Raw genomic sequence first — 21333 nt, 5'->3', positions numbered from 1 at the left:
TTCTAAGTGAAAAACAAATCCTTCCTTTTCTTTTGTTCTATGTGACGACTCTTGAAGTATGTTATACTACACACGGTACACTGTTCGAAATGGAGGGTATCAGTGAGTAAATACACTTCTCAAAATAATCACACACAAGTCGTCCAGCTATTCCAAGATGGGCATTACTTTTTTCATAAAGGTCTAAAAGCTTATAGAGAAAGAAATCTATCTAGAGCAAGTAAGCTAATACAACGGGCGATCGTACTTGAGCCTGAAAATGTAGAAATGCTGTCACAGCTAGCTATTATTTATACTGAAATGGGTCATTTCCAACAATCAAATGAACTGCTTGATTTCATCCTTGAGCATATTGATGAAAATATGTCTGAGTGTCACTATTTTAAAGCCAATAATTATGCGAATCTAGGACTCTTTCAAGAGGCATATAAGTCAGCGACTGCTTATGCTTCATTAGAAGAGAACGGGGAATTTGCAGATGAAAATGATGATCTTCTCGACCTGCTCGATATGAGTGACGAAGAGGACGAAGATTTCCCTTACGATCAGGACGACCTGATTGTGAAGCAGGATCAAGCAAATCACTTGCTAGAAAGTGGCAGGCTTGATGAAGCCATTGAGATGCTGGAACAGATGATTGTCGAGTATCCAGAATTTTGGTCAGCGTATAATAATCTCGCATTGGCCTATTTTTATTCTGGTCAAATCCATCAGGCGAAAGAGATGCTGAACCGGGTTCTACATGAAAATCCGGGTAATCTGCATGCCCTTTGCAACCAGCTAGTCTTCTATCATTATGAAAAAGAAGAAGAGAAGGTCAATACGTTAGCAAAGCAATTAACGCACGTGTATCCAATATTAAGTGAACAGCGTTATAAGCTTGGCGCAACATTTGCCCTAGTTGGAGAATTTGAATGGGCTTTTAAATGGCTTTATTCTTTGTATAAAACAGGCTTTCAAGGTGATAGTACATTTTTATACTGGCTCGCAAGCGCAGCTTATTATACAGGTCACAAAACGCTTGCACAGACGGTTTGGGATAAGATGGTCGATGAAGATATCGATGCAGATGAAATCAAGCCGTGGCAGGATAAACCTGAGGAGACTGAGCCGATGGTTTCCATTGAGGAGCGGCTGACGGCGTACTATGTAAGCAAACAAAAAGGAGAACGTGACGTTCTTCAATCTGTCCTTGATGCACGCGCAGCGAAAACAGCCTTCGAACAGCAATTCATTGAACTGCTCTTATACGAAGGTGAAATGGAAGAACGGTCTTTTTCAGAAGATGCGGTTTTTGCAAAACAGGCGGCATCCAGCTTGGAAGAAGCTGTTCAGCCTGACAGTCATATGCCTTATTTTTGGTTATTCCATATTATTCAGCAGGCACGTGCTTCTGGCGTAGATAAGAAAAATGCGCCTGCATGGGCAGCAGCATCTTATTATGTATGGATGCAGGAGCAAGAAGAATCTATTAGCAAAAAAGAGGTTGCATCCTCTTTTCAAATCAGTGTTCAAACACTGTCTAAATACGAACAAGTCATTTGCTCGTTAATCGAATAAATAGGTAAATAGATTTAGCGGATTGAAGCGTGGCCGAAAAGGTCATGCTTTTTTCTTGGTTAAAAAGGTGGGATTTGCAAGGATTTGGCGAAGTATGACAATCACGACATGTTTTTGAAACATAAATGTAATAAAAATATTAGCTCATTTTGTCGATGTCTCATGTATAATGAAAATCGTGGATTAAAACAAAGACATATATTTAAATATTTTACTATACATAATGAAACACCTAGTGATAGAAACAATCTGGTCAACATCTGACTGATCAATCAGGAAGAAAGACATAGATAGCACAGATTGGTCGCAGAGAATTTGCTGCTTTCTCATGTCGCTTGGAAATTGTCAAAGGAGGAACTATTCGTGAAAAAGTTTATTACTTTCGGTTTAGCTTCGGTGATCGGAGCGAGCGGTTTATTTATCCCATTTACTCATGAAGCAAACGCACAGAACTTTGAACAAAAGAAACAAGAGCTGGACAGCAAGCAATCTGAGGTTAACAAAAACCTTCAAAAGAAAAAAGATGAGCTTTCAAAGCTTGAAGCAAAACAAGAGGCACTTGCACTAAAGCTAAAAGAAATTGACGAGAAAGCTTTAAAAACAAGTGATCAAATTGAAGAAAAACAAAAAGAAAATGAACAAACGAAAAAAGAAATCAATGCACTGAAAAAAGACATTGCTGATACTGAAAAACGTATTGAAGATAGAAACAAATTCTTGAAAAAGCGTGTACGTGCGCTTCAAGAAAGCGGCGGTTCTACGAAATACATAGATGTATTACTAGGAGCGAAAAGCTTTAGCGATTTCATCAGTCGTGCAGGTGCAGTATCTACACTGATCAACGCAGACAGCGAAATCATTAAAGAGCAAGAAAAAGACAAAGCTGAGCTTCAAAAGTCTGAAAACGAATTAAACACAAAGCTTGAAGATGTTCAAAAGACACTTGCAAAGCTTGAAACACTTCAAACTGACTTGAATAAACAGCTTGATGAAAAAGACAAGCTATTCAAGCAAGTGAAAAAGCAAAAAGGAAGTGCTTCTTCTCAAATCAGCGAGTTAAACAGTGAGGCTAACAGCATTGCATCTGAAAAAGACGCAACAATCGCTGCTCAAAAACAAGCTGAAAAAGAAGCAAGAGAAGCAGCTCAAAAAGCAAAAGAAGAAAAAGTACAAAGACAACAGCAGCGTCAAGCTAGTGTTCAAGCAGAAGACAATAGCTCAACTAATGACAGCAGCCCGTCTTCAAATAACAGTAACAGTGGTTCTTCAAACAACAACAATAATAACAACAACAGCAGTTCACCAAGCAAGAAGCCATCTACTGGCGGTGGATCACCTGTCAGCAGTAACGTAGGCGGAATCGAAGGTGCGATCAGCACAGGTTCTACCATTGTTGGACAATCTCCATATAAATGGGCTGGCGGCAGATCTCAAGCTGATATTGACGCACGTCGTTTTGACTGTTCTTCATTCGTTCGCTGGGCATTTGCATCAGCAGGCATCAACCTTGGACCAGTTGGCGGTACAACAACAGATACGCTTGTAGGTAAAGGAAGAGCTGTAAGTGCATCTGACATGAAACGCGGAGACCTTGTGTTCTTTGATACGTATAAAGTAAATGGACACGTTGGTATTTACTTAGGAAACGGTACATTCTTGAACGATAACAGCTCTCGCGGTGTTTCAGTTGACTCTATGAGCAATGTTTACTGGAAAAAAGCTTTCAATGGCGTTGTAAGAAGAGTCGTTGAATAAATCATTACTTACTATATAACCGTAAACAGGCTTCCTTAAACAGCAGTTTAAGGAAGCTTTTTCTTTTTTTGAAGATATGAGCAAATGATTCGCTTATTATCCGCAGATTTAATAGGATATGGGTAAGGAATAAAAGTAAGAGTGGAATTGATGCTTTCTGTCATGAATGGAAGCATCACCCAAGGGCATTCTAATAAGAAATGCTAGCAGCAATTGAAGAGGGAGTGACAGTTGTGTCAGAAGAAAAAATCTACGATACGATCATCATTGGAGCGGGACCTGCCGGCATGACAGCCGCTGTTTATACATCACGTGGAAATCTTTCAACATTGATGATTGAAAGAGGGATTCCAGGCGGTCAAATGGCTAATACGGAAGATGTCGAGAACTATCCTGGCTTTGAAAGCATTTTAGGGCCAGAACTTTCAAATAAAATGTTCGACCATGCGAAGAAATTCGGTGCTGAATATGCATATGGCGATATCAAAGAAATCGTTGACGGTGAAGAGTACAAAATCGTCAAAGCCGGTTCAAAAGAATACAAAGGACGCTCTGTCATTATTTCAGCAGGTGCGGAATACAAAAAAATCGGTGCACCAGGTGAAAAAGAACTTGGCGGACGAGGCGTCTCTTACTGTGCAGTATGTGACGGTGCTTTCTTCAAAAATAAAGAGCTCGTCGTCATTGGTGGAGGGGACTCTGCGGTAGAAGAGGGTGTGTACCTCACACGCTTTGCGTCAAAAGTAACAATCGTTCATAGACGCGATAAGCTTCGTGCCCAAAGCATTTTACAAGCACGTGCTTTTGATAATGAAAAAATCGACTTCATGTGGAACAAAACCGTTAAACAGATTAATGAAGAGAACGGTAAAGTCGGCAGTGTAACCTTGATTGATACGGTGACTGGTGAAGAAGAAGACTTTAAAACAGACGGGGTCTTTATCTATATCGGGATGCTTCCACTATCTAAACCATTTGAAAATCTCGGTATTACAAATGAAGAAGGATATATCGAGACAAACGAAAGAATGGAAACAAGAGTGGAAGGTATTTTCGCCGCTGGTGACATTCGTGAAAAAACACTTCGTCAAATTGTGACAGCAACAGGTGACGGAAGTATTGCCGCACAAAGTGCACAGCATTATGTAGAAGAGCTTGCTGAAAAGCTGAAAGCAGCGAAATAAAAGGCTGTCGTAAATCCTTAATATAGCGTCATGGGCTTTTAACTGGAATGTAACACGGGTGAAATAATTTTCCGTTATGATAAAACTAGTAATTGACCCCCTTTTATAAGGAATACATGTTTGGCACGGATGAGAATCCGTGTCCTTTTTTTTGCTTAAAATCGGAAATTCATGAGATGTTCACAAATGACGCATGGAGAACCATTAGTTGCTGTAAAATAAAGAGTACAGTTATTGTCCGCCACTCCTTTCAGAGGAAATTCGATCTGTTTTCGGTGAAGAAGGGGCATGTTCATTGTGGGAGTCAGGATGAACCTGTATAATAAGTTAAAGACATAAAAGAGTAGGTGACAGCTGATGCAACGAGTAACCAATTGTGTGCTGCATCACGAAGATCAAGTTCTCTTGCTGCAAAAGCCAAGACGGGGCTGGTGGGTAGCGCCGGGCGGCAAAATGGAAAGCGGAGAATCGGTCAAGGATTCAGTCGTTCGAGAGTATAGAGAAGAAACAGGAATTTATATTTTAAATCCTCAGTTAAAAGGTGTTTTTACCTTTATCATAAAAGAAGGCGATCAAATCGTTCAAGAGTGGATGATGTTCACCTTTATGGCAGATTCATTTACTGGAAAAAACGTGACAGAGTCAGAGGAAGGCATTTTAAAGTGGCATGAAGCAAAGGATGTGCCGCATTTACCGATGGCGCCAGGAGATTCCCATATTCTTGATTTCATGCTAAAGGGAAAAGGACTTCTGCATGGTACTTTTACGTATACACCTGATTTTGAATTGATTGCTTATCGGTTAGATCCTCAAGGAGACTAATACATGAACCGTTTTTATAAAGAAGGAGAGGAAGCAGGCATGAATACACACAAACAAGAAGATATTCAGCTTGTGATTATTACTGGAATGTCAGGTGCGGGGAAAACCGTTGCCATTCAAAGCTTTGAAGATTTAGGTTATTTCTGTGTAGATAACTTGCCACCATCACTTTTACCAAAATTCCTAGAACTCATGAAGGAATCGAATTCGAAGATGAGCAAGGTTGCCCTTGTGATGGATTTGCGCGGACGTGAATTCTTTGACAGCTTAATTGCAGCCTTAGATGAAATGAGTGATCTTGGATGGATTACACCAAGGATATTATTTCTAGATGCAAACGATAAGGTGCTTGTCTCAAGATACAAAGAAACGAGACGTTCGCATCCTCTTGCGACAACAGGTTTACCGCTCGAAGGAATCGCGATGGAACGCGATCTGTTAGAGGAGTTAAAAGGCCGAGCTCAAATGATTTTTGATACATCGGATTTAAAACCAAAACAGCTTCGAGAAAAAATTGTTGCGCACTTTGCCACAAGCCAAGGACAGGTGTTTACAGTGAATGTGATGTCCTTCGGTTTTAAATACGGTCTGCCGATTGATGCTGATCTTGTATTTGATGTAAGATTTCTGCCGAATCCTTACTATATTGAGAGCATGCGTCCACAGACTGGAAACGATGAAGAAGTGCGCTCCTATGTAATGAAATGGAGCGAGACACAAAAATTCACAGAAAAATTAATTGATCTTCTCAGCTTTATGCTTCCGTCCTATAAACGAGAAGGAAAAAGTCAGCTTGTGATCGCTATTGGTTGTACAGGCGGACAGCACCGATCAGTGACGCTAGCGAACTACTTATCGGAGTATTTTAAAAATGACTACTACACTCATGTCACTCACCGGGACATTGAAAAGAGAAGCAGAAAATAGATGACGACACTTCCAAAGGTGGTCATTCTTGGCGGGGGCACTGGCTTATCTGTTTTGCTCAGAGGGCTAAAAACAAAGCCAGTGGACATTACCGCTATTGTAACGGTTGCTGATGACGGAGGCAGCTCAGGCAGACTGCGCCATGATTTGAATATTCCGCCTCCAGGCGATATTCGAAATGTCCTTGCAGCTCTCTCTGATGTTGAACCGCTTGTAGAAGACTTATTTCAGCACCGTTTTAACAAAGGGAATGACTTAACAGGCCACTCTCTTGGCAACCTCATTCTTGCGGCCATGACAAATATAACCGGTGATTTTTTTCATGCCGTCACAGAAATGAGCAAGGTTTTAAATGTGAGAGGAAAAGTCTTGCCAGCAGCGAATTCAAGTGTTGTTCTACACGCTGAATTAGAAAATGGGCAAGTGGTAACAGGAGAATCAAAAATCCCAACCTACGGTGAGCGAATTAAACGAGTGTTCCTCACGCCTGATACGATTGAGCCGCTCCCAGAATCGATTCATGTCATTCGTGAAGCTGATTTGATTGTGATTGGACCTGGCAGCTTGTATACAAGTATCTTGCCAAACTTGCTTGTACCGCATATTGGTGAAGAGGTCATTCGCTCAAAGGCTAAAAAAGTGTATATTTGCAATGTCATGACGCAGCCAGGGGAAACGCTTTCCTACAGTGCAGCAGATCATGTGCAAGCATTAAACGATCATATGGTTCGTCCATTTATTGATACCATTTTTGTGAACAATAAAGAAATTCCAGAAGAGATCAAAGCAAAATATGCAGAAGAACAGGCACAGCCTGTACAGTTCGACACAGATGTACTCAAGGCAATGGGACTGGAAGTCATCCCTGGGGAAATTATTACATATGACCAGCATGTGATTCGTCACGACACGCTGAAAGTAGCCGCGCTGCTTGTCGACCTGCTGCATAAGAAAAAATAGGAATGGGGGTGGCAAGGATGTCATTTGCATCCGAAACAAAAAAAGAGCTGACTAATCTGGACGTGAAGGACTGCTGCACAAAAGCAGAGCTTTCTGCCCTCATCCGTATGAACGGTTCATTATCTTTCTCTAATCGAAAATTAATTCTAGATATACAGACAGAGAACGCAGCGATCGCAAGGCGGATTTATACGCTGCTAAAAAAGAAATATGATGTCACAGTCGAGTTGCTCGTTCGTAAGAAAATGAGATTAAAAAAGAATAATGTGTATATTGTCAGACTGGTAGAACGAGCGAAAACCATTTTAGAGGATTTGAAAATATTAGGTGAACAATTTGTATTTGAGCGTAATATTTCAGAAGAGCTTGTAAAGAAAAGATGCTGTAAGCGCTCGTATATGAGAGGTGCTTTTTTAGCAGGCGGTTCTGTGAATAACCCAGAAACGTCTTCCTATCACCTTGAGATTTTTTCACTCTATAAAGAACACAATGATGCCCTTTGTGAGTTGATGAACCAATTTCATCTCAACAGTAAAACACTTGAGCGGAAAAAAGGCTACATCACATATATGAAAGAAGCCGAAAAAATCACTGAATTCTTAAGTGTTGTAGGTGCGCATAATTCACTTCTTCGCTTCGAAGACGTTCGGATCGTCCGTGATATGCGGAACTCCGTGAACCGGCTCGTCAATTGTGAAACAGCAAACTTGAATAAAACGATTGGTGCATCGCTCCGTCAGGTCGAAAACATTCAATTCATTGATGAAAAAATTGGACTTGATGCCCTGCCAGATAAGCTGCGTGAAATTGCAAAGCTAAGAGTCGACTATCAAGAGGTCACGCTAAAGGAACTGGGAGAAATGGTGGAAAGCGGTAAGATCAGCAAATCAGGCATTAATCACCGCTTAAGAAAGCTAGATCAAATTGCAGAACAATTACGAAACGGACAAGCTGTTACACTCAAATAGGAGAATGAAAAAGGGAGGCAGATCATATGGTGGAAAAAACGGTCACCATCCAGTTGAAAACAGGCTTGCAGGCTCGTCCCGCTGCTTTGTTTGTACAGGAAGCGAATCGCTTTGGGGCTGAAATTTTTCTAGAGAAGGACGGAAAAAGAGTCAATGCGAAGAGCATTATGGGTCTCATGAGCCTTGCGATCAGCTCTGGGGTCACTGTTACACTGATAGCAGATGGTGCAGATGAACAAGAAGCCATTGATGCGTTAACGGATTTTATCAATCAAGAAAACTGAGTCTCTTCATAGACTCAGTTTTTTTAGAAGGGAATGAACATGATGCAATCAGCATTTTTACAAAAGATCGGATACGAAGGACAGTCCATCACCTTTGATGACCTACCTGCATTATTAAAAAAGATGGCCTACACCTTTCCATTTGAAAATAGATCTGTGCTGAACAAACAATCCTATGCCCTGAATCAAGAAGGGTTGAATCAGCATCTTCTTGAAGGAAACAGAGGAGGTCTTTGTTACGATCTCAATCCTCTTTTATATTATGTGTTAAAAGAGGCAGGACTTGCTGTACAGCTCGTTCAAGGGACTGTGTATAACAAGGAAGCAGGAGCATGGGCAATTGATGGTACACATGTAGCCATGACGTTGAATCATCACAACGAACGGTATCTGATTGATGCGGGTTTTGGTGTGAATTTACCTCTCCAGCCTGTACCTTTTACGGAAGAATGGGTCAAAGGAGCGTCTATTCGGTTTCGAGTCAAAGAGGAGGAAACCGAAAAAGGGACGCATCTTCTCCAATTAGATAGAGGAGAAGGCGCTGAAATAGGCTACGCATTCACATTGCAAGAGGTGAGCGAGCCTACATTGGTCCAAATGAGACAGGAGATTTATGAAAATGAAGCCTCTCCTTTTAACAAAAGACCGCTTGCTTCAAAGCTTACACCAACAGGACGTGTCATTGTCACGGAGGAACATGTCACCACACATGAACACGAAGAAGTGTCGAAAAAACCGCTACCCCTTCCTTTTGACGAATATGTGAAAACCCTGTTGCCGAAGTAGCATTAAAAAAACAGCCCTGCGTCAAATGGGCTGTTTTTTTGATTGATTATCGAATACGTGTGAATGTTGCGTAATGGTCTGTTGTTTTGTAAATGAGCCAGTCACTTGAATACACGAGGCGGTCAGCATTGCGGAAGCCTGAGACGTAGTTGATATCTGCTTCACGCCATGTGCGTCCGCTTGCTGAAGGAAGACGCCCCTCTCGGTTAGAGAAAACATCTCCACCAATGCTTTTGCCTGGGGCAACCTCTGCTAGATTTCCCTTTGACGCCACCCAACCAAGGGCACTTGCTTGTGATTTTGTGATGTAGTTATCAGGCAGTCGTTTGTAGCGAATCAAATAATCGGCTACACCATCAAACGTATTAATGACGGCAAGGGTATGGACATCTGATGTCAGTTGAATAGAAGCTGTTTCATTTGTGGCGGTCGGTGTAAGTGGTGTTTCAGCATAGGCTTGCTGCGGAATAAAACCAGAAAACAGAATAGCGGCGATCAGAGCAAACATAGTAAAAATCGAACTGATTTTTTTCATCTTCATCCTCCTATTAAGGAAATCGGAAGCTGTCCTCTTGATGCTTGTCTACCTCATATTATAGCACCCGAATATGAAGGAAATGTAAAGAAACAGGATCTTTGCTAAAATGAGGCTTTTCTCCTGATACCCTTCTGATGAAATAAAGAAAAAGACGCAGCTCTGGATTCTGCGTCTTTTCCGATTAAAATCAAGCAAGCTCTTTCACAATATCTATAGGGGCTTTGCCATCAATTCCATGAATCACATTATGAATGGCTCGTTTCAGCATAAGATCCCGTGTTGTTTCAGTAGCAGAACCGATGTGAGGAACAAGGGTGACATTGTTCATTTCTTTGAAAGGATGATTCTCCTGAAGCGGTTCCTGTTCAAACACATCAAGACCTGCACCTTTGATCCATCCCTCTTGAAGTGCTTGAATGAGGCTTTTTTCATCCACTGTTTTCCCGCGGGAGATGTTTACAAATAAAGCCGTTTGCTTCATTAACTTCAATTCTCGTTCGCCAATCATATGATACGTTTCATCGGTCAGCGGTGTAATCAAGACAATGATATCAGCTTGTTTTAACAGGTCATCAAGTGTGCAATATAAAGCGCCATATGCTGATTCAGCCTTTTCATTCCGGCTGCGGTTATGATACAGGACATTCATATCAAAACCATGAGCAGCTCGTTTGGCGACTTGCTCTCCGATTCGTCCCATGCCAATAATGCCAAGCGTTTGATGATGGACATCGATGCCAAAAATATCTTCTTCCTGTACAAATTTCGTCCAATTCCCCTCACGGATAAAACGATCAAGCTCGGCAATTCTTCGTGCAGAGGAAAGAATGAGTGAAAATGCAAGGTCTGCGACAGTATGGTCGAGTGTATGGGGCGTGTGCGTCCCAATTACGCCTCTTTGCCTCATCACTTCTATATCGAAATTGTCATAGCCAACAGAGTTATTGCTCACTACCTTAAGTTTGGGAGCGTGATCTAATAGCTCTTGATCGATTTTCGTTCCAGACGTTAAAAGACCATCAGCATGCTGCAGTTTTTGAAACAAAATATCTTTTGGAATGGGGTCTTTGGATTGCCACACCTCGTATGTACAATGTTCCTTTAGTAATTCCTCAAATGAGGCGGGTAATGGTTTGGCGACAAAAATGTGTGGTGTCAATGTCAACTCGCTCCTTTCACATGATCATCTTGCTTCTTTTATTATAAAGCAACCATTTCGGTTGAACACGTTTGAAGGTTATCTGCTCAATATTTAATATACTAAAATAACGGAAAAGAGAGACAGTTTCTTAGTGAAAAGGTATATTCATATGCCATCTGATGCATTTTTTACTTATATGGAAATCAGCTAATGGGAGATGTGACATATGAAAAAGCCTGATTTTCTGAGAGATTATCTGACAAACTGGAAAATAGATCGAGATTTTTTGATAGAAAAATGATTATATTTGAAACATATTAAACGGGAAGGTTGTTTTCTACTAAACCATTTCATCGTCTTTTGGCGATCAGAGAATGATAGATTGAAAGGAAGACCGCGCGCCCCTTGCGATGAATCGTAAATGATAGAAAATGACCACATGTCTTCTCATCGTTTTCTCATTTTTTTCTTTTTTTTCTATCATTTTTCCTCTTTATGCTTGAGAACACACGAAAGAAAAGGAGGTCAAGCAGGAGCTTACGTGACTTATAAAGAGATGGGAGATGGCAAAATGGGATCAAAATTAGAACAGATTCTTCAGCACAATTCAGAGTTCGTACATGAGAGACATTATGAGCCTTACAAAGCGGGGAAATTTCCCGAAAAGAAACTCGTTATATTAACTTGCATGGATACACGTCTTTTGGAATTATTGCCGCAATCCATGGGACTGCGCAACGGTGATGCGAAGGTCATTAAAAATGCGGGCGCCATCGTCACACATCCTTTTGGCAGTGTGATGCGGAGTATTCTTCTAGCTATCTATGAACTAAAGGCAGAAGAGGTATGCATTGTAGGACATCATGAATGCGGAATGGCAGGTCTTGCGGCAGATCCTTTACTTGAAAAGGCGAAAGCGCGCGGTATTGAAGAGAAATGTTTGAGCATTGTGAAAAACTCAGGGGTTGATTTAAAGGGATGGCTGACAGGCTTTGATTCGGTTGAAGAGAGCGTGTTCCAAAGTGTGAAATTGGTCAAAGAGCATCCACTTATGCCAAGTGATGTGGCTGTTCATGGACTTGTCATTCATCCAGCAACGGGAAAGCTGGATGTCGTTGTGAAAGATAAACAGATTGACGCGCAGTATACCTAAATCATCTACACATACTTGAAGGAGGCCAACACATACCATGCGTTTTTATGGAAGATTTGAAGGATATGATACATCAAAGTTGAGACGTGATTTAATCGCTGGGCTTGTCGTGGGCGTTGTGGCAATTCCTTTAGGCATGGCTTTTGCCATTGCATCTGGTGTCGGACCAGAATATGGATTATATACAGTCATCGTTGCCGGCATTTTGATTTCATTGTTTGGTGGTTCAAAGTATCAGATTGGCGGGCCGACTGGAGCGTTTGTTCCGATTTTATTTGGTATCGTCAGCCAATATGGTATCGAAAACTTACTCATTGCCGGTTTTATGGCAGGGTGTATGCTTGTCTTATTCGGAATATTCAAACTAGGAAAGCTCATGAAATTTATTCCTCGTCCGGTTATCATCGGCTTTACTGCTGGCATTGCTGTCATTATTTTTTCAGGGCAGATTGCCAACTTCCTCGGATTAAAGGGTGTTGAAAAGCATGAAAGCTTTTTCCTTAATATGAGAGAAATTGTGGTCCATCTCGGTACTGCAAACAGTCTTGCCATCCTCACAGCTGTGATTGGGCTCATTGTGATTTTGGCGGCACAAAAATACATTCCAAAAATACCTGGTGCTCTATTAGGTTTATTGGCTTCAACGTTTCTAGCTGTTCTCTTTTTCCAAGGACAAGTTGAAACGATCGGCTCGGCATACGGGGAAATTCCTCGTCAGCTGCCAAGCTTTGCTTTTCCTGAATTAACGATTGAAAAAATGATCTATCTCCTCCCTCCAGCGATTATCATTGCGCTTTTAGGCGGCGTGGAATCAATTTTATCCGCAATGGTCGCAGACAATATGAAAGGCTCAAAGCATGACAGCAATAAAGAGCTTGTCGGGCAAGGAATTGCCAATATGGCGGCACCGTTGTTTGGAGGAATTCCAGCGACTGGGGCGATTGCTCGTACGGCAACAAACATCAAAAATGGCGGAGCAAGCCCGATTTCAGGTGTTGTGCATGGCGTCGTCGTCTTGCTTATCTTAATGCTGTTTGCACCATATGCGTCGATGATTCCACTTGCTGCGATGGCACCGATTTTAATGTTTGTGGCTTGGAATATGAGTGAGAAAAAAGAGTTTATCAATATTGTAAAAGTGAAAAATGCGGATTCCCTTGTACTTGTCGTTACCTTCTTGCTGACGGTCATCGGTGATTTGATAATTGGCGTCACCGCAGGGCTCATTTTAGCCTTTATCGCTTTTATCAAAAAAATGAGCCAGACAACCAGCATTCGTCCAAATGTTGTGGTTCCCCAAATGGAAACGGCAGCTGCTTTAGAAAAACAGACAGACCAGCAAGGCATCAGTATGTACGCCATTGAAGGGCCGCTGTTTTTCGGAACAACAGATTCACTCGAAAATTCAATTTTGGACCATGTTCAGACAAAGCCGAAAACGCTCATTCTGCTCATGAATAAAGTCAATTATATGGACACATCAGCAGAAGCGGTGTTAATGAATATCTCCAATCGGTTAAAGCATCATAATGGTAAGCTGATGATTGTCGGACTTCAATCGCAGCCGAAAGAGCTTTTGCGTCGAACAGGTCTTTTCCATCATATTGGAAAACAGTATTTCTTTGAACGAACTGATGATATTTCACCTCAGCATCTATAAAGATGGAAAAAAGCATGTGACGATGTGGTCACGTGCTTTTCAGTTCTGAAAAACGCTTTGTGAGTTTCTGTTGATGCGAGGAGAAAATCTCTTCTACTGTCACATCATAGAGATCGGCTAAAATAAGTAGATTCCCTAATACATCTCCCATTTCTTCAACGAGTTCTCTCTTCAACTCAGCTGATTTTTGTTTTTGTTCGTCAGGCCGGTCACGTCCGATCTCGATGGCTCTAACAGCGCGCGCGAGTTCGCCTGTTTCTTCCATCAGGAACCCTAACCGGATAAACGGTCCGTATTCTGCCCAATTTCTCTTTTTGTAAAAATCCTTAATCCATTTCTCCATCTCATTTGTTTGCATTCTCTTTAAACAGCTCCTTATATGGTGTGCACCTTTTGATTTTACACTATATATAGATGAAGCAGCTGTTTTTTAAAAAACAATTATAGTAGAATGAGTGGGTGAAGAAATCATAGAGAGAGATGGAGCTGTTTTTGATGAAAACGATTTGTGTGTTTGCTGGTTCGAATCCAGGCGTGAAGGACGTCTACAAAGAAAAGGCTGTAGAGCTAGGGGCTTATATGGCAGAGCAAGACATCCGACTTGTATACGGCGGTTCACGAATTGGATTAATGGGTGCCATTGCAGATGAGGTCTTAAGACATGGCGGGGAAGTCATTGGGGTGATGCCTAAAGGGCTTTTTAGAGGAGAAGTGGTGCATCAAGAGCTGACAGAATTAATCGAAGTAACAGGAATGCACGAACGAAAAGCGAAAATGAGTGAGCTGGCTGATGGATTTATTGCGATGCCAGGCGGCTTTGGTACATATGAAGAATTATTTGAGGTGCTATGCTGGGCTCAAATCGGCATTCACCAAAAGCCAATCGGCTTGTATCAAGTGAATGACTATTTCAATCCGCTTATAGACATGGTGAAGTTTAGTGTACAGGAAGGTTTTTCGAATGAATCACATCTTCAATTGTTACATGCTTCCAGCGAACCGGAGGAATTAATCACACAGATGTCTTCTTATCAAACACCAACTCTTGAGCAGAAATGGACGGAGTTGTCGTAAAGCGTATTTTCAACACAAAAAACCGTCTGTTTAAGGAGCAGACGGTTTATTTTGTCATATTATTTTTGTTCTTCTGTATTACGGGTCAAGACTTTGTCAATGAGTCCGTATTGAAGTGCTTCTTCCGCTGTTTTGAAGTTGTCACGATCTGTATCGCGCTCAATGACTTCAATTGGCTGACCAGTACGTTCAGCAAGTACTTGGTTCAGTTTATCGCGTAAAGAAAGGATTCGTTTTGCCGCAATTTCAATTTCTGTTGCTTGACCTTGGGCACCACCTAGTGGTTGGTGAATCATGACTTCACTGTTTGGAAGGGCATAACGCTTACCTTTTTCACCAGCAGCAAGCAGGAACGCACCCATAGATGCAGCCATACCAATACAAATGGTTGATACCTTTGGTTTAATAAATTGCATCGTATCGTAAATGGCCATACCAGCTGTGATTGAACCGCCAGGGCTGTTAATGTAGATAGAAATATCTTTTTCTGGATCTTCAGCTTCTAAGAAAAGCAGCTGTGACACGATGGAGTTGGCAACATTGTCATCGATCGCAGAACCAAGCATGATAATACGGTCTTTTAAAAGACGAGAATAAATGTCGTAAGCTCTTTCCCCACGATTTGTTTGTTCAATGACTGTAGGTATTAAATTCATAATGTTCCTCCTTCACCTTTTAGGTAAGTATGTAATTCAATGATACATTTTTGGTCAATAAAGGTCAAACAAAACGCAATCAAAAAATTCGACAACCACATGTTATTTTTCCCAAAATTTATTTTCTTAAACCATGGAAAAGTTTTAAAAAAATATGGTAAAACTTTCTGCTATGAGGTAATATTACCTATGTCATCATTATATATAGTCAGAAAGAAGGAAAAAGAGTGGATAATCTTTTGGAGAAAAGTAATTTGACTGATCAACAGCGTATTGTTGTATCAACCGAACTTCAAGCCAAAAAAAAGTCGAAATTAGTTGTATTTATTTTGTGGTGGTTCCTTGGAGCGATTGCCGTTCATCGTTTTTATCTTGATGAAAAGAAAGGCTATGCAGTGACCATGCTTCTACTAGGATGGTTGACATTGTTCATTTGGCCATTTATTGATGGGATCATTTGTCTTGTCAAAACAGTGGATGAAGTAAATGAAAACATAGAACGAAAAATTATTGCATCAGTTAAAAGTGCATAAGTAGCAAAGTCTGCATCTTTTCGGTGCAGGCTTCTTCTTTGAAGACATCAGAATATCATTGCTTTCTTGTAGCATTTCCCTTATAATTTGATATGCTGACGTTCAAAAACATATCGTGCGCTCGTAGCTCAGTTGGATAGAGCGGTGGTTTCCGGTACCACGTCTGCCGGGGGTTCGAATCCCTCCGAGCGCGTACTTGACCTTGTTTACGATGATAAAGGTCTTTCATGAACCCCTCTTCATTTGATGAGGGGTTTTTGTATGTTCAATCGGATTGATCGTTAGTGAAAAAATGATCTTGTAGCAACACAGCAACATCTATCCGAGTATAATAAAATAACCCCCACTCTTAACATAAGAATGGGGGTTATTGCTATAAAGGGGTTACCTGCCTTTTTGGCCTTTCCTGTAAATAGCCGCAGGTATAATTGTAAGAAGAACAATGATAAATCCAATCACGGATACAGTATTTTTTATTGTATTGTCATTCACAGTGAAGTTTGTCACGATCATTGCCGCCAGACAAAGAATGATGATTAAATAACTGTATTTCTCCAAGACTTTCACAAAATATCCCTCCAATATGAATCTATAAAATTGAAACAATTATTATAATATGATATTTTTACCTCATATACAAAAAATAAACAAGAAAGGGGTATATTGGATGACAACTATTTTTCATAAGAAGAGTGTTATATGCTTCATAACAGCTCTTTTCATGTTATTGTCAACGATTTTTACTGCGAATGCAACAGCAATTAGTCCTAATTCAGAAGTGGATGAAGAGTATCAAGAGTTGCTAGAGGTTTTATTGACGATTGAAGCTTTACCTGACAGCGTTATTGCAAAAGGAGATGAAGCCGTAGTTAAATGGTTGAAAGAGAACTCTAATATCCCTCTTCAACGACATGGTGAGGTTGTTACTATGGGTGTAGTTGGTTGTATTTCTGCGGTTGGAACTGCTATTATAACCAATGTTATACCAATAGCAAAAATTGCAAAAGTCAAGTCCGCAATAAAAGCTGCAGGAGGCGCGACAAAATTTGTTAAAACATTGATTCCAGCGTATAAAGCCGCCAGACAGGCGGGGAAAAGTAAGTGGAATGCTGTAAAGGCAGCTGTAAATAAAGCAGCGAAAAATGCTAGTCCTGAAGCAAAAAGAGCACTGCTTGAATTTTTCAATATAGGAAATGTGTATTCAGCGTGCTTTGAATAAATATCAAAACATCAGATCCGATCTCTATTGAAAAAACAGTCTGATGTATTTAAAAAAAATGCTTCTCAAATCGTAATGTGAAAAAGACAAAGTGCTTATTAGGAGACTTTGTCTTTTTTCCTGCCACTTTATCATGAAATACTAGCCATAAGACTCATTTCTTCCCTTTACAGGCGTATTTGTTGAGCCTGCTGGCTGTATATGATTAACATGGAAGAGAATTGACAATGAGGAGGTATTTCTGTGGCGAAGGTTTTATTGATTACATTTCCTGCTGAAGGGCATGTGAATCCTATGTTAGGAATTATCAAAGCATGGGCAGATCGTGGAGATGAAGTGCATGCGGTCACAACGGTACATTATGAAGAACGAATGAAACGCTTAGGCGCTCACGTACATAAACATCCAGACTATATTCGGACATTACACGTGGATGAAGGAAATCTCGATTCCATGCAGCCGTTCTTTCATGCGATGCTGCAAACATCATTTGATATTTTAGAGGTGGTGGAAACACTATCTCAGCAGCATTCATTTGATTTTGTCTATTATGATATGTTTGGGGTAGGGGAGCTTGTTCGAGATTACTTACAAATTCCAGGGATCGGTTCAAACCCATCTTTTGTGCTGCAAGAGGCGCATTTTGATACACCTCTATACAGAAAGGATGAGAAAGCCGATTATCTGTTAGAAAGCATACAAGAGCGTTTTGGCGTTCAGCCAACGCGTTTGATGCAATTCATGAAAAATCGCGGAGAATTGAATATCGTGTATACAAGTGAATATTTTCAGCCGTCTGTCGATGCAGTGAACGATTCATTTGTTTTCATTGGACCGAGCTTTCTAAAAAGGGCAGATCAGCATGATTTCCCGCTGGAAGCTCTTGAGCGAGAAAAAGTTGTCTTTATTTCGATGGGAACTGTTCTTGGAGATACAGAGGCATTTTTTAATATGTGTATTGATGCCTTTGCCGACTTTGATGGAAAAGTGGTACTCGCAACAGGTGAAAAAGTGGATCGGTCTCTCTTAAAAGAAGCACCTTCTCATTTTCTGATCGAGTCTTATGTGCCGCAGCTTGAAGTGCTTGAACTGACAGACGTGTTTGTGACGCATGGCGGAATGAACAGTGTCAATGAAGGCATTCATTATCACGTGCCAATGGTTGTCATTCCGGTCGACAAAGATCAGCCGATGGTCGCACAAAGACTGACCGAGCTATCTGCTGCCCGAGCACTTGATAAAGATCAACTGACAGCAAAGCAGCTAAGAGAAACCGTAGAATCTGTTCTAGGAAGCGACACGTACCGTGCTGGAATTGAAAAAATTGAAGAAAGCTTCCAAACAGCAGGTGGAACCGATAAAGCATTGCGGACGATCGATCAATGGATGCAGACGAAACAGACTCAATTATGAGTCTGTTTTTTTGATGAAAAAAGTGATTGTATTCCCGAATCCTGTATGCTATTATTCAATTCGTAATCATTTCGATTAATAATCGTAATGATTACGATAACTCGAGATTCGGAGGTAGTACATATGAGTGATCAGCCTGTATACATAAAGAAAAAGCAAACCTATGTGACATACACCTTGATGCTTTTTTCAGTCATGGCTTGTTTTTTGTTGGCATCATGTTCTGATAACAAAGCATCTTCCGGTATGAATGACAGAGAAGAAGATGAGCTGGTGTATGCAAGTACAAAAGATATAAGGGATATCAACCCCCATTTATATGGCGGAGAGATGGCCGCTCAAAATATGGTGTTTGAATCGCTTGTCGTCAATACAGAGAAGGGCGTTCAGCCTGCCTTAGCCAAAAGTTGGGACATTTCAAAGGATGGGAGGACCTACACCTTTCACCTTCGAAAAGGCGTGACTTTTTCAGACGGTGAGCCTTTTAATGCAAAGGCAGTGAAAATGAATATGGACGCCGTCGTTAAAAACATTGAAAAGAACGCTTGGCTGAATCTCGTATCCGAAATCAAATCCACAAAGGCGGTGGACGAATATACTTTTATTCTCACATTAAAAGAGCCTTATTATCCTACGTTAGAAGAATTGGGCTTAACACGTCCCTTCCGTTTTATTTCTCCAAAAAGCTTCATTGATGGAACGACTGCAAAAGGAGTTCAAAGCTATGCAGGCACAGGTCCTTATGTGCTAAAGGAACATAAAAAAAATCAATATGCCGTTTTTAAAGCGAATGACCACTACTGGGGGAGAAAGCCAAACATTTCAACAGTGAAATGGAAAGTCATGCCGGATCATCAAACGATTTTACTTGCTCTGCAAAAAGGAGAAATAGATCTCTTATTTGGAGCGGATGGTGACATGATCGACGGAGACTCATTCCAGGCTTTAAAGGAAGCAGGTCAATATGGTGTGACCGTGAGTCCACCTGTTGGTTCGAGGTCGATTGTCATCAATTCAAACCAGCCAATGACAAAAGATCCGAAAGTCAGAGAAGCGTTTCAATATGCCATTCAAAAAGAGATGATCACAAAAGGCATTTTAAATGGAACGGAACAGGTGGCCCATACGCTGCTTGCCCCGTCAGTCCCTTACGCGGATATCCCTCTGAAAAAGAAAACCTATCAAAAGGAGAAAGCAGAGACATTATTGGATGAGGCAGGCTGGAAGCTGAAAGAAGATGGCTACCGCTATCAAAATGGCAAAAGGCTGAGTGTCGCCATTTACTATAATTCCGATAATGCAGGCGAAAGAACGATAAGTGAATCGATTCAACAAGATTTCAAGCAGGTTGGAGTTAATCTGGATATTAGAGGAGAAGAAAAACAGGCATTTCTAGATCGACAAAAAACAGGGAAATTCGACCTGATGTACTCACTATCATGGGGACTTCCTTATGATCCTCAAACCTATGTTTCTTCGTTCCGCGTAGCATCACATGCTGATTACCAAGCCCAATTAGGGTTGAAGAAGAAAAAGTGGCTGGACGAGACGATTACGAAAGTATTGGTAGAACCAGATGAGAAAAAGCGGAAACAAATGTATCGAGACGTCTTGACGTATATCCATGATGAAAATGTCTACATTCCAATCTCTTATTCTGTGACAAAGGCTGTTTATAATAAGCGCCTGAAAGGCATTGGTTTTCACGTGTCACAGTATGAAATTCCCTTTGACCGTATGTATTTTTCGTCATAAAGAGGAGGCGCACACATGACACGCTATCTCTTCAAACGAATATTGCTTCTTTTCCCACTCATGGTGTTTATTACTTTCTTTGCCTTTGTCCTGCTGACGATGCGGGCAAGTGATCCAGCTGAAGTCGCTTTGCGGGTGAATCAAGTCACTCCAACAGAAGACATGATTGAATCGATGCGGCAGGAGCTAGGCTTAGATCAGCCATTTCTAATACGGTATGTCACATGGCTTAAAGATGGATTATCAGGTGATTTTGGCAGGAGTTATGTCACACAAGAACCGGTTTTTGATCTCATCATGGGGGCGATGCCTGCTACATTGCAGCTTGCAGGAGCAGCGCTCTTTTTCATCATTGTGCTGAGTTTGTTATTCGGAGTGATCTGTGCGTATGCAGCGCATACCTGGTTGGACCGAGTACTGAGAGCCTTTGTGTTTATCGCTGCTTCAATGCCTAGTTTTTGGTTAGGGATTTTATTTATTTGGCTTTTTTCTGTCAAATTCAATTGGGTTAATACAAGTGGTATGGAAGGGTTCAAATCGCTTCTTCTCCCAGCTGTCACACTATCGCTTGGCTACTTATCCACCTATGTGAGACTGATCCGAAATCAAATCCTGAAATTTCAGCACGAGCCCTTTGTTTTTTATGCAAGAGCTCGCGGGTTAAAGGAACGCGCTATTCAATTGAAAGTAATGAGACATGCGCTTCAATTAGCAGTTACAGCACTTGGTATGTCTATTCCTAAGCTTATTGCTGGCACGGTTATTATTGAAAATCTTTTTGCTTGGCCAGGGGTTGGCCGGTTGTGTGTAACAGCTATTTTTCACGCTGATTTTCCGATTATTCAAGCTTATTTATTTGTGATGGGGTTCCTTTTTGTTGTGTGTAACCTCGTGGCTGATGTTGTACAAATGATGATGAATCCTCAACTGCGAAAGGAGGCGTGA

20 protein-coding genes, 1 tRNA gene and 1 pseudogene are annotated in these 21333 nt (G+C 41.0%); 18 read left to right on the top strand and 4 right to left on the bottom strand.

The features are described 5' to 3' along the window. Window positions 1–102: 102 nt before the first annotated feature. From MKX52_RS15645 to MKX52_RS15605, 9 genes are all read left to right on the top strand, one after another. Complete coding sequence (locus tag MKX52_RS15645) at window positions 103–1560, top strand: tetratricopeptide repeat protein (RefSeq protein ID WP_342490996.1); 1458 nt, start codon at window positions 103–105, stop codon at window positions 1558–1560. A gap of 363 nt (window positions 1561–1923) precedes the next feature. Continuing rightward, window positions 1924–3315, top strand: a complete 1392-nt coding sequence (locus MKX52_RS15640) for a C40 family peptidase (RefSeq protein ID WP_151022497.1) — start codon at window positions 1924–1926, stop codon at window positions 3313–3315. 233 nt (window positions 3316–3548) lie between these two features. Next, complete coding sequence (gene trxB / locus MKX52_RS15635; protein ID WP_088001298.1) at window positions 3549–4499, top strand: thioredoxin-disulfide reductase; 951 nt, start codon at window positions 3549–3551, stop codon at window positions 4497–4499. A 357-nt stretch (window positions 4500–4856) separates the two neighbouring features. Beyond that, the gene (locus MKX52_RS15630; protein ID WP_012011359.1) at window positions 4857–5321 is read left to right on the top strand and encodes an 8-oxo-dGTP diphosphatase; all 465 of its coding nucleotides are present in this window, start codon (window positions 4857–4859) and stop codon (window positions 5319–5321) included. 39 nt (window positions 5322–5360) lie between these two features. Continuing rightward, complete coding sequence (gene rapZ, locus MKX52_RS15625) at window positions 5361–6248, top strand: RNase adapter RapZ (RefSeq protein ID WP_041816354.1); 888 nt, start codon at window positions 5361–5363, stop codon at window positions 6246–6248. Beyond that, on the top strand, window positions 6249–7208 hold the full coding sequence (locus MKX52_RS15620) for a YvcK family protein (protein WP_342490995.1): 960 nt from the start codon (window positions 6249–6251) through the stop codon (window positions 7206–7208). It begins immediately after the preceding gene. A 17-nt stretch (window positions 7209–7225) separates the two neighbouring features. Beyond that, window positions 7226–8176 (top strand): DNA-binding protein WhiA, encoded by a 951-nt coding sequence (gene whiA / locus MKX52_RS15615; RefSeq protein ID WP_003213321.1) that lies wholly within the window; start codon window positions 7226–7228, stop codon window positions 8174–8176. Window positions 8177–8202: 26 nt separating this feature from the next. Then, window positions 8203–8460, top strand: coding sequence for an HPr family phosphocarrier protein (locus tag MKX52_RS15610; protein ID WP_144459783.1), 258 nt, complete (start codon window positions 8203–8205; stop codon window positions 8458–8460). Window positions 8461–8499: 39 nt separating this feature from the next. Next, a complete protein-coding gene (locus tag MKX52_RS15605) occupies window positions 8500–9246 on the top strand; it encodes an arylamine N-acetyltransferase (protein ID WP_217013484.1) in 747 nt (248 codons plus the stop codon). Between the two features lie 46 nt (window positions 9247–9292). On the opposite strand, the pseudogene MKX52_RS15600 reads toward MKX52_RS15605, so the two are convergent. After that, window positions 9293–9631, bottom strand: a pseudogene (locus MKX52_RS15600) (ribonuclease); the annotation flags it as partial. A 340-nt stretch (window positions 9632–9971) separates the two neighbouring features. Then, complete coding sequence (locus tag MKX52_RS15595) at window positions 9972–10943, bottom strand: D-glycerate dehydrogenase (RefSeq protein WP_144502974.1); 972 nt, start codon at window positions 10941–10943, stop codon at window positions 9972–9974. Window positions 10944–11496: 553 nt separating this feature from the next. Between MKX52_RS15595 and MKX52_RS15590 the strand changes: the two genes are divergently transcribed. Together MKX52_RS15590 and MKX52_RS15585 are read left to right on the top strand one after the other, a co-directional pair. Beyond that, a complete protein-coding gene (locus MKX52_RS15590; RefSeq protein ID WP_217016408.1) occupies window positions 11497–12078 on the top strand; it encodes a carbonic anhydrase in 582 nt (193 codons plus the stop codon). 37 nt (window positions 12079–12115) lie between these two features. Further along, on the top strand, window positions 12116–13738 hold the full coding sequence (locus MKX52_RS15585; RefSeq protein ID WP_342490994.1) for a SulP family inorganic anion transporter: 1623 nt from the start codon (window positions 12116–12118) through the stop codon (window positions 13736–13738). A 28-nt stretch (window positions 13739–13766) separates the two neighbouring features. Here MKX52_RS15585 and MKX52_RS15580 read toward each other — a convergent pair whose 3' ends face one another. Beyond that, a complete protein-coding gene (locus tag MKX52_RS15580) occupies window positions 13767–14096 on the bottom strand; it encodes a MazG-like family protein (RefSeq protein ID WP_012011348.1) in 330 nt (109 codons plus the stop codon). Window positions 14097–14233: 137 nt separating this feature from the next. Here MKX52_RS15580 and MKX52_RS15575 point away from each other — a divergent pair, with 137 nt between their 5' ends. Then, complete coding sequence (locus tag MKX52_RS15575) at window positions 14234–14812, top strand: TIGR00730 family Rossman fold protein (RefSeq protein ID WP_151021788.1); 579 nt, start codon at window positions 14234–14236, stop codon at window positions 14810–14812. Window positions 14813–14871: 59 nt separating this feature from the next. Here the strand turns inward: MKX52_RS15575 and clpP are convergent, their stop codons facing one another. After that, on the bottom strand, window positions 14872–15468 hold the full coding sequence (clpP, locus tag MKX52_RS15570) for an ATP-dependent Clp endopeptidase proteolytic subunit ClpP (RefSeq protein ID WP_007500118.1): 597 nt from the start codon (window positions 15466–15468) through the stop codon (window positions 14872–14874). A gap of 227 nt (window positions 15469–15695) precedes the next feature. On the opposite strand from clpP, the gene MKX52_RS15565 reads away from it, so the two are divergent. The 6 genes from MKX52_RS15565 to opp1B all read left to right on the top strand — a co-directional run bounded on the left by MKX52_RS15565 (window position 15696) and on the right by opp1B (window position 21333). After that, window positions 15696–16001 carry a TM2 domain-containing protein gene (locus MKX52_RS15565; protein ID WP_012011345.1) on the top strand — a complete coding sequence of 102 codons (306 nt, stop codon included), beginning with the start codon at window positions 15696–15698 and terminating at the stop codon, window positions 15999–16001. 117 nt (window positions 16002–16118) lie between these two features. Next, a tRNA-Arg gene (locus MKX52_RS15560) sits at window positions 16119–16194 on the top strand. Window positions 16195–16668: 474 nt separating this feature from the next. Continuing rightward, entirely contained in the window at window positions 16669–17220 is a 552-nt protein-coding gene (locus tag MKX52_RS15555) for a hypothetical protein (RefSeq protein WP_012011343.1), read from the top strand. 243 nt (window positions 17221–17463) lie between these two features. Continuing rightward, window positions 17464–18633: a macrolide family glycosyltransferase gene (locus MKX52_RS15550; RefSeq protein WP_342490993.1), complete on the top strand. Its 1170-nt coding sequence runs from the start codon at window positions 17464–17466 to the stop codon at window positions 18631–18633. A 123-nt stretch (window positions 18634–18756) separates the two neighbouring features. Further along, on the top strand, window positions 18757–20388 hold the full coding sequence (gene nikA / locus MKX52_RS15545) for a nickel ABC transporter substrate-binding protein (protein ID WP_119125408.1): 1632 nt from the start codon (window positions 18757–18759) through the stop codon (window positions 20386–20388). 15 nt (window positions 20389–20403) lie between these two features. Next, on the top strand, window positions 20404–21333 hold the full coding sequence (gene opp1B, locus MKX52_RS15540; RefSeq protein ID WP_012011340.1) for a nickel/cobalt ABC transporter permease: 930 nt from the start codon (window positions 20404–20406) through the stop codon (window positions 21331–21333).

It is taken from the genome of Bacillus sp. FSL R5-0422 (assembly GCF_038610765.1).
Classification (GTDB): Bacteria; Bacillota; Bacilli; order Bacillales; family Bacillaceae; genus Bacillus; species Bacillus pumilus_O.
Note: the sequence above shows the minus strand (reverse complement) of the source record. Positions and strands in the feature narration are given on the sequence as shown.

Bases quoted from the DNA above. Each gene is read 5' to 3' on its own strand.
- MKX52_RS15630 (WP_012011359.1), top strand. From the start codon at position 4,857: ATGCAACGAGTAACCAATTGTGTGCTGCATCACGAAGATCAAGTTCTC.
- rapZ (WP_041816354.1), top strand. From the start codon at position 5,361: ATGAATACACACAAACAAGAAGATATTCAGCTTGTGATTATTACTGGA.
- MKX52_RS15620 (WP_342490995.1), top strand. From the start codon at position 6,249: ATGACGACACTTCCAAAGGTGGTCATTCTTGGCGGGGGCACTGGCTTA.
- whiA (WP_003213321.1), top strand. From the start codon at position 7,226: ATGTCATTTGCATCCGAAACAAAAAAAGAGCTGACTAATCTGGACGTG.
- MKX52_RS15610 (WP_144459783.1), top strand. From the start codon at position 8,203: ATGGTGGAAAAAACGGTCACCATCCAGTTGAAAACAGGCTTGCAGGCT.
- MKX52_RS15605 (WP_217013484.1), top strand. From the start codon at position 8,500: ATGATGCAATCAGCATTTTTACAAAAGATCGGATACGAAGGACAGTCC.
- MKX52_RS15590 (WP_217016408.1), top strand. From the start codon at position 11,497: ATGGGATCAAAATTAGAACAGATTCTTCAGCACAATTCAGAGTTCGTA.
- MKX52_RS15585 (WP_342490994.1), top strand. From the start codon at position 12,116: ATGCGTTTTTATGGAAGATTTGAAGGATATGATACATCAAAGTTGAGA.
- MKX52_RS15580 (WP_012011348.1), bottom strand. From the start codon at position 14,096: ATGCAAACAAATGAGATGGAGAAATGGATTAAGGATTTTTACAAAAAG.
- MKX52_RS15575 (WP_151021788.1), top strand. From the start codon at position 14,234: ATGAAAACGATTTGTGTGTTTGCTGGTTCGAATCCAGGCGTGAAGGAC.
- clpP (WP_007500118.1), bottom strand. From the start codon at position 15,468: ATGAATTTAATACCTACAGTCATTGAACAAACAAATCGTGGGGAAAGA.
- MKX52_RS15555 (WP_012011343.1), top strand. From the start codon at position 16,669: ATGACAACTATTTTTCATAAGAAGAGTGTTATATGCTTCATAACAGCT.
- nikA (WP_119125408.1), top strand. From the start codon at position 18,757: ATGAGTGATCAGCCTGTATACATAAAGAAAAAGCAAACCTATGTGACA.
- opp1B (WP_012011340.1), top strand. From the start codon at position 20,404: ATGACACGCTATCTCTTCAAACGAATATTGCTTCTTTTCCCACTCATG.